The organism is Pseudundibacterium arcticum, assembly GCF_042646465.1.
GTDB lineage: Bacteria > Pseudomonadota > Gammaproteobacteria > Burkholderiales > Burkholderiaceae_D > Undibacterium_A > Undibacterium_A arcticum.
In genome coordinates this window covers 225,346-237,154 of sequence record NZ_JBHRTP010000054.1, presented here as the reverse complement: position 1 = coordinate 237,154, position 11,809 = coordinate 225,346, and the positions used below count along the sequence as shown (strand labels likewise).

Here is an 11,809-nt window from a genome sequence, read left to right as displayed (position 1 = left end):
CGCCGCCAACAGATCCCTGAATTCCGAATGGTCAGGCAGCAATAAATGTCGCAGACAATATTTCTGCAAAACCCGCGGCCCGACGAATTCACGCGAAGAATGGATTTGCGCGCTGTCGCCGATTGGCCTAAATGGTGCACGGTGCGCGGTGCGCGGCGGCCAAGCGCAGTACGCTGGACCACGCATCGAAGGTGCTGATCCTCGTGTTCGGTTTGGCGAGTTCAATGCCACGGCAACGCGGTATCCATCAATCGCTTGAGCTGCCGGAGCGCCGCCGCTCGCAACGGAGCACCTGCACTATGCGTCGGCAGAGAAAACCCGTACCGAGCGTGACTTCGATCCCTACGGCCTGGCCTACCAGAACGGCTCCTGGTATGCAATTGGGCAGTGCCACTTGCGCGGCGGTCTGCGCTCGTTCCGGCTCGATCGCGTGCTGCAGGTGAGCCTGCTGGAGATATCGTTCAAGCGGCCGGACGACTTCGACCCGCTGGCCTACCTGTCGCATTCGGTTGCGACGATCCCGCGCGCGCATGCGATCGAGGTATTGCTGAAGGCTGACATGGCGACAATCCAGCGCGAATGGTTTGGCTGGCTCGGCGTGCTGGAGCCGGTCGCGGACGGTGTGCTGCTCAGGAGTCAGGCCGAAGAGCTGGACTGGTATGCGCGCCAGCTGGCGCGACTGCCGTATGAATTCGAGATCCGGCATCCACCAGGGTTGCGCGAGGTGCTGGCGGGTTGGGCTAGGCGACGGCTGGCGTCGTTGGGACTAAATTCCAAGTAGACACAGAGGAGCAACACGAAGATGCATCCCAACGTAGTTGCCAGACTGTGCTGAATCCACGCACACTGTTTGGGCAGTTGCCGCACGGCCCGGACGTTGACGATTGCGAATACTATATGTTTGGCGGCACGACTTCCATTAGAGCCTCCTGCGCCGCACGGAACGCATCGACGGCGAGAGGTATCCCGCAGTAAACCGTTGCGTGCAGCAATACTTCCCGAATTTCATCGATCGTGGCACCGTTGTTGAGTGCTCCACGGACATGCCCCTTTAATTCCTGAGTGCGACCCAGGGCAGTCAGCATGGCCAGCGTGATAAAACTGCGGGTCTTAAAATCCAGTCCCTCCCGGCACCAAACGGTCCCCCAAGCATTACGGGTGATGAATTCCTGCAGTGGACGAGTGAAGTCATCGGCATTGTCAAAAGCCTTTTTCACGAACTCCTCGCCCATTACTTTCTTGCGTGTATGCAAACCATCTTCGAATTGCTGATCCATGTAGCATTCTCCAGTTATTGAGAAGGGACCAAGCTGCGGCAGACATGATCCCTCTTTTTTCGATATTGGCCGTACGTAACCTACGTTTTCATGCTCCGATACCCACCTCACGGGAACAAACGCGTTGAGATTCGAGCAAACAAACTTCTTGAGACTTCAGAAAGTTGGTCGCGACATATTCACCCATTATTTGTTGGGCTTTTGAATGTTCGCATCTACTTCATCCTTTTTTGGACCAACCTCATCCAGATTACCCGCGATAGTTTTCGAAATGATTAGCTGATTTACGTTGAGCAGAAGTCCAATATGATCCAGTTTGCCGACGGCGACCCATCGATCTTCATACAACGAATTCATTCCATAATTAGCGATACCGAGACTAAAGATGCCGACGATTGCTCCCATAATCAGCTGCAAGGATAAGCGATTAGAAGAAGTGACGGATACCGACATTGAACAATTTGTCTATATTGCCGGGAGCAGCAACTTTGTATTTGGCCGCGCCATCGTTACGCAGTTCACCGTAGCTGGTATACAAAGCGGTACGCTTGGACAGATTGTGCGTGTATCCGATAGCAACCTGGCTAGCATCGGCGTTGGTGACAGCCTTATCCGTTTTGCGGATATAGGAAATCAAGAGAGTGCCTACTGTGCCGACCGGTGCGGTCAAGCCAACCAGTGAATCGCGTTGGTCAAGTCGAGTAGCGGTGCCAAGTACAACGCCTTTTTCCCATGCATAAGAAGCAAATGCTTTCACCACACCGAAATTATAATTGCCGCCAAGCAATGTTATCTTGGTGGTGTTGGTGTCAGTTGGGTTCTTAATATTTTGGTGAGTCAATACAACATCGACCGGGCCATTTTTGTAGCCGACGAAACCTGCGACGGTACGGCTGGCCGATAAATTGCCAGGAACTTCACCCAGACCATATTGCAACTCGCCTCTGAAGCCATTGGCGGCGTAACCATAGGTGATCAGGTTGTCGGTACGGCTGCCGTTATAGCTGAACAAGCGTGCTGAGTCGCCAGCGAGACCATCAGCAAACGGATCGAAAGTTCCGTTGTTGGCGTAGACAGGATTCATTTGGCGGCCAAGCTTGACGGCGCCGAAACCGCCGGTCAGACCAACAAAAGATTGGCGGTTAAACAATTTTGCTGCATCTGCCTGTGCGCCGGTGTCAGCGTTGAAGCCACTTTCGATTTGAAAAATGGCGGACAGGCCACTACCGAGGTCTTCGCTGCCTTTAAAGCCCAGGCGGCTACCGTTCAAAATGCCGCTATCCATTCTCGTCACGGATGTGCTGCCGTTGTTTTCATGTGCTAAGCCGACGTCGACAACGCCGTAGACGATTACAGCGGATTGCGCTTGTGCTACACCAGCAACTGAACCGAGTACCGCCAGTGCGATCAGGGTTTTTTTCATTTGTAGTCCTTGATTAAGTATTGTGCTTGAGAATCCGCTCAAGCTTGTCGGATGAGTGAACAGAGGTGGCTCCGTGCGCGACACCTGGACTTCATGCGTCAGGAATTTCGAGACTTAACAATGCTGAACTCAGGCATTTGCCGTGCGCGTCAAGAGCCAGCGAACGCGTGACGGCCCCACCGAGCGCCTTCTGCAATACAAAATTCATTGCGCCAAGGCCGGGGAGCGTATAGCGAACGACGTCGCCAAACGCGATATCGGATAAATGCGCTTTCACCGATTCGGCTGTTACGTATTTTTCCAGCAGCCCATAGTTTTTGCTGTCATAAGCAATAACGGAGAGATTCGAGATGTCCCCTTTGTCACCTGTACGCGAATGCGCTATGTCGCGAAGTAGCATTTCAGATCTCCTCACAATGAACAGTTGCTGTTACTAGAGCGTGCGGCAATAACGTGGAGCGTACGGCAACCACGTCTTTCGCCGATTTTGCCGCACCGCCATCGCTGGAGCCAATTCGGCCTGCTGTGTTATTGCGCCAGACGCTTGACTAAGCGGTAGAGGAATTCGCGGCTGTCGTACAAGCGCTGGATTTCGACGCGCTCGTCCAGGCCATGTGTGCGGTAGTCCGCCGGATCGGTAAACAGACCGGTGACACCGTACATAGGAATTCCCGCATTGCGCATGAAGCGACTGTCGGTCGCGCCGGTGCTCATGGCTGGCACCACCGGCACGCCCGGCCACATGTCCTGTGTCAGCGCTTCCACCGTCTTCACCAGGTCGCCGGTCAGCGGCGACGCCGGGCTGCGCAGCGGTTTGTTGAGGTAACGTACGGTGATCTTGTTGCTATCGATCACCTGCTTTAGTTGGCGATCTATGTCTTGCGGATCGTCGTGCGGCAGGATGCGGCAATTGACCGTGGCCTTGGCCGATTGTGGCAGGGCATTTTCCGCGTGACCGGCGTTGACCATGGTGGCCACGCAGGTGGTACGTAGTTGCGCGTTGTAGGCGGGTGTCGCCGACAGGCGTTCGATGACGGTGGCATCTGGCTTGCCGCTACCGACCGCGCGCATGTCTTCGGCTAGCTGACCGCTGGCAAACGCTGCGCTACGGGAAAAATAGGTCTTGGTGACGTCGCCCAGATGCACCGGGAAACGATAGGCGCCGAGCTTGTCCAGCGCGGCCGAGAGGGCGTAGATCGGGTTGTTCGCGGTCGGTATCGAACTGTGGCCGCCTACATCGCGCGCTTCCAGTTCGTAGGTGGTGTACATCTTCTCTGCCACCTGGAGCCGGTGCAGGTTCGGCTTGCCGCCGCCTAGCTCGCCGCCGCCGCCTTCGTTGATACCGAACTCGGCCTTTAACAGTTCGGGCTTGTTGTTGATCAGCCAGTAAGCGCCATTGCTCGGCACATCGAGGCGTTCCTCATCCGCGGTCAGCGCCAGGATGATGTCGCGGCTCGGCTTGAATCCTTCTTGTTTCAGCTGACTCAGCACCGACACGAAGGCCGAGGCCATGGCCTTGTCGTCGATAGAACCGCGCGCAGTGAAGTAGCCACCGGTTTCCTGTAGTTGGAAGGGGTCGCTCTTCCAGTCTTCGCGTTTGGCTTCCACGACGTCGATATGCGCCAGCAGCAAGAGCGGCTGCTTGCTGCCATTGCCTTTGAAGCGCAGCACCAGGTTGCCCTTGCGCGGGAACGGTTCGAGCACTTGGATATCGCTGGCAGCGAAGCCCGCGTCCAGTAGATGCTTTTCCATCGCGCGTGCAGCTTTCGTGGTGTCGCCCACGGAATGCGTGGTGTTAATTTCAACCAGCTCTCTGTAAATATCGTGGTAGCGCTGCTGCTCCGGCGTAGATGTCTGCGCGGATGCCGCGGTACTCAGAGCAGCAAGGGTCAGGGCAAGCATCGTCTTTATCGGCAATTGGCGAATCTGCGTTCTCATGGACTTCCATTCTTGGTGGGATGGATTCATCACGATGCGCTGCATATGTCGTCGGGGATTTCCAGATTCATTATTGCTGAACTCAAACATTTGCCGTGCGCGTCAAGCGCAAGCGAACGCGTCACACCGCCGCCTAAGGCTCGTTGCATGACGAAATTCAGTGCACCTACGTTTGGCAGTGCATAACGTACGACATCGCCGCGAACAATGTCCGAAAAATGTGTCTTCACGCGCTCCGGAGTAAGGTATTTTTCCAACAGTGCATAGTCTTTTTCTTGATAAGCAATAACGGAGAGATTCGAGATGTCCCCTTTGTCACCTGTACGCGAATGCGCTATGTCGCGAAGTAGCATTTCAGATCTCCTCACAATGAACAGTTGCTGTTACTAGAGCGTGCGGCAATAACGTGGAGCGTACGGCAACCACGTCTTTCGCCGATTTTGCCGCACCGCCTCCGCCTGCGGGACCACAGGTGTAGAGCGTTTCGACTTCATTGCCAATGCGGACGGCTTCTTTCAGGCTTTCGGTGCGACCCGCAACGCGGATGCGGACCTCGTAGGGTTCTGGATTTGGCGTGCTCAAGGCGGCGCCATGGATGGCATTGACGCCAATAAGGTCATATCGAATTTCTCCGACCTTCACATCGGCGATTTTCAACCTCTCAGCGACAATATCGAGCGCCAGCCGGGCGCGGGCCAACGCACCCGGACCGGCGTAAGACATTTGTCCCTCGCCAACGTAACTGTCGATATAACCGATCGATACTTTCAGCATGCCGGTCTTCGGGCGGCCCGTCGCGCCGCGGATAGCGACACGGTCAGTGCCGATTTCCGAGACGGTAACCCCGGAGAAATCGGCCACCACATCGGGCGTCAAATAGGCGGCCGGGTCATGAATTTCGTACAGCAGTTGTTCCTTGCAAGTGGCCGCGGTGACACTGCCGCCTGAACCAGAAACCTTGGTAATAATGACGCTGCCGTCTTCGCCGACCTCGCCAATCGGAAAGCCCAGGCGCGCCAGGTTTGCCACATCCTTGTAGCCAGGATCGGCGAAATACCCGCCTGTAATCTGTCCGGCACACTCCAGCAAATGCCCGACCAAAGTGCCCTGTCCGAGCCGGTGCCAGTCGTCCATCGCCCAACCAAACTCATGGATGAGCGGCGCAAGAACTAGTGCCGGATCGGCCACGCGACCTGTCACGATCACGTCCGCGCCTTGCGCGAGTGCGTCCACCAAAGGCTGTGCGCCCAGATAGGCGTTCGCCGAAAGTAGCCTGTCCCCCAAATCGGCGACCGGAGCGCCGCTGTCGTCCAGGTAGTCACCTTGTTTTAGAACGGACAGAACGTCATCGCCGGAAATAGCGGCAATCTTCAGCTTGCCCAGCCCCAGCGTTTGCGCAATCTCCTTGATCCGGGCAGCGGCAGCAAGCGGGTTTGCCGCTCCCATGTTCGTAATAATCTTGATCCCTTTTTCACTGCAGATGCGCAACACCGCATGCATCCGGTCCGCGAGCAGAGGGTCGTAGCCCAGCGCCGGGTCTTTCATTTTGGCTTGCTGGGCAAGGGCAATGGTGCGCTCGGCCAGGCATTCAAAAATCAGGTAGTCGATATCGCCTTTTTCAGCCAGTTCGACTGCCGGCTCAATCCGGTCGCCCGAGTAGCCGGCGCCTGCCCCAATCCGGATATGTTTCATGATCTTCTCCTAATCCTACTGTGTTAGAAAAGTAGAGCTCCCTAACCTTGCACGGGGGCGGTTTTGCACTTACGCTAAATTTAAAATATGAGAGGCTACGAGCCCCTGTGAGCGGGTTCTGTCCGCTTCTACTCCGGGTTCATTTGATCTCCACCCCAACTCGAGCTGGATCTGCTCAATGTCGGGTGGCGGATCATTTTTGAGTTGACGATGCTTTAGCCAATCTCTGACTTTCTCCTTGCTCGGCTGAGTGAACTTTTCCATAACACTCCTTATGTTTTGCGTAAAGCCCTCTCCGGCCGCCGCGTTTTTGATACAGAGAGCCGGGGGTAGTGCATTAAAAAAAACAGAGCCTCTTCCCCCGTGCAGGGAGAAGGCTGGGAACCTACTTCATATTTATGAAACAGTAGAACTAACGGCTAGGCCTGACATCACAGCGGAAAAATTCCGAGAATGACGCAAGTGATGGTCATCACGATCGACGCCGCGAATAAATATTTGAACGTATATTTTTGGTGATCGGCCAGATCAATTCCAGCAAGTCCCGCGACAAGAAACGTCGCCGGCGTCAGCGGACTGACGGGAAATCCGGTGGTCATTTGTCCCAGAAGCGCTGCTTGCGCAACCTGAACCGGCGCCACACCGAGCATATGACTGACTTCGGCGACCACAGGAAGCACCCCGAAATAAAACGAATCGGGGTCGAACAGCAAGGATAGTGGCATCGACAGAAATCCCAGCACGACAGGAATATGTGACGCCATCTCGGGCGGCACAAAGCCGACGGCGGCCTTTGCCATTGCGGAAAGCATGCCCGATTTGGTCATGATTCCGGTAAAGACACCTGCGGCAAATAAAATGCTGGCCATTAATAGCGCAGCCTTGGCATGGGCATCGACCCGGGCGCGCTGCATGTCGACATTCGGGTAGTTGATCATCAGCGCCAGGACGACACCGATCATGAACATCACCACCGGATCGACCCTGCCGCTGATCATGACGCCGAGGACAACGACAGTCAGAGCGATATTGATCCAGAAATTTCGGGGCCGGCGGTTTTGCTTTTCCAGTTCGGTCAATTCATGGGTATGGGCAAATCCGATGGGCGCACCATTGGTCAGGCCCAGACGGATTTCCTCTTTTCTTCCCAGCCAATATGAGACCCCAAAGACAAAAGCGAGACCAACAAGCTGCACCGGAATCAAGGGCATAAAGATTTCGCTCACGGGAATATGGAGCGCGGCCGAGGCGCGGATCATCGGCCCGGTCCAAGGGAGAAAGTTCACCCCGGCAGCGAGCGAGGCGACGCAGGCGAGGATGCGTTTATCGATGCCGAGCCGGGTATAGAGCGGCAGCATTGCCGGAATTGTCACGAGAAAGGTGACGGCACCGGAACCGTCAAGATGGATCAACAACGCTAGTAAGGCCGTGCCAGGCACAATCCGCGTTGGGCGGCTTCCCACCACACGCAAGATGCCGCTGATGACCGGATCGAGCATGCCGGCATCGGTGACGATCCCGAAGAACAGAATCGCGAACACGAACATGCCCGCCACCGGAGCGATATTGGTAATGCCTGCGATGATGAATTTGGAAGTTCCCAGACCGAAGCCGCCGATCAGGGCGGCGATGATGGGAATCGCGATGAGCGCCACCAAGGGTGACATTTTCTTAGTGAGGATGGCCGCGAGTAATACTACGATCGTAATGAAGCCGAGTGACGCCAACATTTTTGTCTCCAAATAATGATCAACCTGCTTATTTGTTTAGCAGTTAATGCATTTTGGATCACGCGATTAATCTTGTAAAATGGTATATTACGATTGATTAATCGTATATTTCGATCAATATGCCGCCAAATATTTCCACCAAATTACTGCATGCCTTTCTGGCATTGAATGAATGCAAGCACTTCACGCGTGCTGCCGAGCGATGCAATTTGTCGCAGTCAGCATTTAGTGTGCTGATCCAGAAGCTGGAAGCGGCCGTTGGCGCACAACTCGTCGAGCGCGATACCAGGAACGTAACCTTCACCGCGGAAGGCGAAATGTTCGTGGAAGTGGCACGCAGCCTCGTCACGGATATCGAATCTGCATTTTCGGACATGGCGGACTACGTTGCGCGCCGCAAGGGACGGGTGTCGATCGCTGCGCTTCCCTCGCTGGCCGCCAACGGGCTGCCCGCTGTCATCGCCCAGTATAAAAAACAGTTCCCAGGGGTAACGGTCCAACTCTTCGATGCGCTATCCGATCAATGTCTCGGCTTGCTGCGGCTGGGGAAGGTCGATCTTGCCCTGACGGCGCCCGGGACGAGTTTGACGGAATTCGAGACCAGAACATTATGTAGCGACCCGTTTTACCTCGTTTGTCGGCGGGATCATCCTCTCGCTAAAAAAAAGAGCATCGCCCTGGCGGACTTAGGTGGATGCGATTTGATTCACTTGGCAAAGTCCACAAGCGTCAGGCAACACGTAGACCTTCTCATTCGAAATATTGCAGTAAACAATGCAGGTTTCGAAGTGGAACATCTTGCGACGGTGGCGGGGTTAATTGAGCACGGTCTGGGGGTAAGTCTCGTGCCGGAACTCACTTTATTCCAGTTTCGACTGATGAATCTGACGGCAATTCCTGTGGAAACTAATGACATTGTCCGCCCGATTTACATTGTCAAACGGAAGGATCGTAATCTATCCATCGCCGCACAGGGATTGTTCGATCTGATCGAGACACAGTTGAGATCGGACGGCAGGGAACGAAAAACCATTCGAGAAAATCTATAACCTGTAACCTGAATCGCCGACACCGGCAGCGGCGCGCGCTTGAAATAACTTGGGCACAGTATCACTGTGCCTAATGTCGACAGCCGTCTTGATCTACTTGTCGCTGAAGTGTGGCTAGGGGATGTGGCGGGGAGCCGCTCAGCGCGCCAGCTGTGTCAACGCCGTGCCGGTCACGCGGCAGATGCGCCAGTCCGGCAGCAGTTCGGCGCCCAGTCCCTGATAGAAGCCGATCGCATTCTCGTTCCAGTCCAGCACCGACCATTCGAAGCGACCGCAGCCGCGCTCGTTGGCGAGACGCGCCAGCTGCACCAGCATTGCCTTGCCGTAGCCTTTACCGCGATGGTCCTGCTTCACGTACAGGTCTTCCAGATACAGGCCCTTGCGGCCAAGGAAGGTTGAGAAATTATGGAAGAACAGCGCGAAGGTGACCGGCACGTCGTCCTGTTCCACGCCGACCAGGCATTCGCAGGCCGGGTGCGGACCAAACAAGGCGTCCTGAAACATGGCTTCGGTCGCGACGATCATGTGTTCAAGTTTTTCAAACACGGCCAGTTCGGTCATCATGCCGAAGATGGCGGGCACGTCGGCGGGGCGGGCAGGGCGGAGTGTGAAATTTGTCATAGCGGTTCAGGCTCGGTCAGGGGCAGCGTCAAGTTTGGGGTAATAGGGGCGGTCGGTGCGTCGCCGCGCATGGCCCAGGCCACGCCGGTCAGGCACAGCAGCATGCCGATCCATTCGACGGCGCCGGGCCGGTAATGCTCGAATTGGATCGACAGCAGCACCGAGACGATCGGCGTGACGACGCCGATGTACACGGCCTTTTGCGAGCCGATGCGGTTGATCAGCGTGAAGTAGGCAGTGAACGCAATCACCGAACCGCACACCGACAGATACAGCAGCGCCGCCCAGTAACTCGGCGTGCTCGGCAGGCGCCAAGGCTGGCCGCTGACCAGCACCCAGCTGGCCACAGCCACCGTGCCCCACAGCATCGCCCAGGCGGTGGTGAGCAGCACATTGCTTGAGTGTTCGTGCACCTTGATCACCAGCGCGTTGCCGACGGTGCTTGCGATGGTCGCAGTCAGCGCCAAGGCCAGCCCGAGGAAGAAATGGCCGTTCAGGCCGGCCGCCAATGCTTGCCACGCCGCCTCCAGCGACTGCGACAGCAGCAGCACCACGCCTGCCAGTGCCAGAGCGGCCGCGCACCAGATGCGCCAGGTCAGCGCATGACCGAACGCGATCCGGTTCGCAATCGGATTCCAGAACACCATCAGCGCAAACAGCACGGCCACCAGCGCCGACACCAGATACTGTTCAGAGCTGTAGGTGCAGATATAGCTGATGCCGAAGGTGGCCAGTCCCTGCAGCATCATCCAGCGCTGCGCGCGCCAAGGCAGTCGCAGCCGGTCGCCGCGCAGCAGGCACCAGCCAAACAGCAGCGCAGCAGCGAGGCCGAAGCGATATACCACCGACACCGCCGGCGCGACTTCGCCCAATTGAAACGTGATGGCCCAGAAGGTGGAGCCCCAGATCAGCGAGGCGAGGACGAATAGCTGCGGTGATGACATTGTTATTCTTGAAGAGTATGCAATAAATCCCGATGATTTATTTGCGGAACTCGATTATATAAGAGGGAGTATATTTCTGCGGCGCACTGATGGAAGCACGCCGCAGATTGGGGCGTGTTGACATTCGCACACCCAAATTGAATGTCAACACGCCCCGCAGTTACAACTCGGTGCGCAGCGCAAACAGTTCGGGAAACAGCACCACATCCAGCATCTTCTTCAGATAGCTGACGCCGGCGGTGCCGCCGGTGCCGGTCTTGAAGCCGATGATGCGCTCGACCGTGGTCACATGACGGAAGCGCCAATAGCGGAATGCGGTCTCCAGGTCGACCAGTTTCTCAGCCAGCTCGTACAGCGCCCAATATCTGGTCGGGTCCTGATACACGGCCAACCACGCGGCCTTGACCGATGCATTAGCGCTGGTCGGCAGCGTCCAGTCGGCCGCCAGCCGGTCGGCGTCGATGTGCAGGCCTTCGCGCGCCAGCAGCTGGATCGCTTCGTCGTAGATCGATGGCGTGCGCAATTCCGCGTCCAGCTTCTGATGCGTCGCGGGCGCGCTCTCGTGGACTGCCAGCATGGCCGCGTTCTTGTTGCCGAGGATGAATTCGACTTCCCGATACTGCGGCGACTGAAAACCGGACGAGCTGCCCAGATACGGCCGGATCGCGGTGTATTCTGGCGGCGTCATGGTCGCCAGCACGTCCCACGCATGCACCAGCTGATCCATGATGCGCGCCACGCGCGCCAGCATCTTGAAGGCCGGCGGCAGATCGCCGCTGCGCAGGTTGGTGCGGACCGCGTGCAGCTCGTGCAGCATCAGCTTCATCCACAATTCGCTGGTCTGATGCTGGATGATGAACAGCATCTCGTTGTGGTTGGGGGAGCGCGGATGCTGGGCGCTCAGGATCTGATCGAGGCCGAGGTAATCGCCGTAGCTCATCGCCTGGCTGAAATCCATCTTGGCGCCATGCCAGTTGGCGGGCTTGTCTGTTTTATCCATTGGGCATGTCATCGTGCATCTCCTGGGTGGAATTGGATGTTTTGCATACCCCTAATAAAATTATTAAAAGTATGCTGTTACCGCTTGTGTTTGTTGTGTTGATAAATATACTGGTCATAGTATATTTATCACGTG

At 56.3% G+C, this 11,809-nt stretch carries 13 protein-coding genes; 2 read left to right on the top strand and 11 right to left on the bottom strand.

What is annotated here, in order from left to right; translation table 11 throughout:
• The first annotated feature begins 292 nt into the window (after positions 1 to 292).
• Entirely contained in the window at positions 293 to 781 is a 489-nt protein-coding gene (locus ACFOFO_RS17630; RefSeq protein ID WP_390328171.1) for a helix-turn-helix transcriptional regulator, read from the top strand.
• A gap of 112 nt (positions 782 to 893) precedes the next feature.
• Here the strand turns inward: ACFOFO_RS17630 and ACFOFO_RS17625 are convergent, their stop codons facing one another.
• From ACFOFO_RS17625 to ACFOFO_RS17590, 8 genes are all read right to left on the bottom strand, one after another.
• Entirely contained in the window at positions 894 to 1,277 is a 384-nt protein-coding gene (locus ACFOFO_RS17625) for a carboxymuconolactone decarboxylase family protein (RefSeq protein ID WP_390325711.1), read from the bottom strand.
• 186 nt (positions 1,278 to 1,463) lie between these two features.
• Positions 1,464 to 1,682 carry a hypothetical protein gene (locus ACFOFO_RS17620; protein WP_390332188.1) on the bottom strand — a complete coding sequence of 73 codons (219 nt, stop codon included), beginning with the start codon at positions 1,680 to 1,682 and terminating at the stop codon, positions 1,464 to 1,466.
• A 22-nt stretch (positions 1,683 to 1,704) separates the two neighbouring features.
• Complete coding sequence (locus ACFOFO_RS17615; RefSeq protein ID WP_390332186.1) at positions 1,705 to 2,700, bottom strand: porin; 996 nt, start codon at positions 2,698 to 2,700, stop codon at positions 1,705 to 1,707.
• Positions 2,701 to 2,791: 91 nt separating this feature from the next.
• A complete protein-coding gene (locus tag ACFOFO_RS17610) occupies positions 2,792 to 3,100 on the bottom strand; it encodes an AtuA-related protein (RefSeq protein ID WP_390332183.1) in 309 nt (102 codons plus the stop codon).
• A gap of 128 nt (positions 3,101 to 3,228) precedes the next feature.
• Entirely contained in the window at positions 3,229 to 4,638 is a 1,410-nt protein-coding gene (locus ACFOFO_RS17605; RefSeq protein WP_390325706.1) for a M20/M25/M40 family metallo-hydrolase, read from the bottom strand.
• Between the two features lie 29 nt (positions 4,639 to 4,667).
• The gene (locus ACFOFO_RS17600; RefSeq protein ID WP_390332182.1) at positions 4,668 to 4,991 is read right to left on the bottom strand and encodes an AtuA-related protein; all 324 of its coding nucleotides are present in this window, start codon (positions 4,989 to 4,991) and stop codon (positions 4,668 to 4,670) included.
• 1 nt (position 4,992) lies between these two features.
• Positions 4,993 to 6,330: an acyclic terpene utilization AtuA family protein gene (locus ACFOFO_RS17595; protein ID WP_390325704.1), complete on the bottom strand. Its 1,338-nt coding sequence runs from the start codon at positions 6,328 to 6,330 to the stop codon at positions 4,993 to 4,995.
• Positions 6,331 to 6,761: 431 nt separating this feature from the next.
• On the bottom strand, positions 6,762 to 8,060 hold the full coding sequence (locus ACFOFO_RS17590; RefSeq protein ID WP_390332180.1) for a CitMHS family transporter: 1,299 nt from the start codon (positions 8,058 to 8,060) through the stop codon (positions 6,762 to 6,764).
• A 119-nt stretch (positions 8,061 to 8,179) separates the two neighbouring features.
• On the opposite strand from ACFOFO_RS17590, the gene ACFOFO_RS17585 reads away from it, so the two are divergent.
• Entirely contained in the window at positions 8,180 to 9,109 is a 930-nt protein-coding gene (locus ACFOFO_RS17585) for a LysR family transcriptional regulator (RefSeq protein ID WP_390325702.1), read from the top strand.
• Positions 9,110 to 9,247: 138 nt separating this feature from the next.
• On the opposite strand, the gene ACFOFO_RS17580 is transcribed toward ACFOFO_RS17585, so the two are convergent.
• The 3 genes from ACFOFO_RS17580 to kynA all read right to left on the bottom strand — a co-directional run bounded on the left by ACFOFO_RS17580 (position 9,248) and on the right by kynA (position 11,674).
• A complete protein-coding gene (locus ACFOFO_RS17580) occupies positions 9,248 to 9,730 on the bottom strand; it encodes a GNAT family N-acetyltransferase (protein WP_390325699.1) in 483 nt (160 codons plus the stop codon).
• Complete coding sequence (locus ACFOFO_RS17575) at positions 9,727 to 10,674, bottom strand: DMT family transporter (RefSeq protein ID WP_390325697.1); 948 nt, start codon at positions 10,672 to 10,674, stop codon at positions 9,727 to 9,729. The genes ACFOFO_RS17580 and ACFOFO_RS17575 overlap by 4 nt, the downstream gene beginning before the upstream one ends.
• A 160-nt stretch (positions 10,675 to 10,834) precedes the next feature.
• Positions 10,835 to 11,674, bottom strand: a complete 840-nt coding sequence (kynA, locus tag ACFOFO_RS17570) for a tryptophan 2,3-dioxygenase (RefSeq protein WP_390325695.1) — start codon at positions 11,672 to 11,674, stop codon at positions 10,835 to 10,837.
• Positions 11,675 to 11,809: the final 135 nt, after the last annotated feature.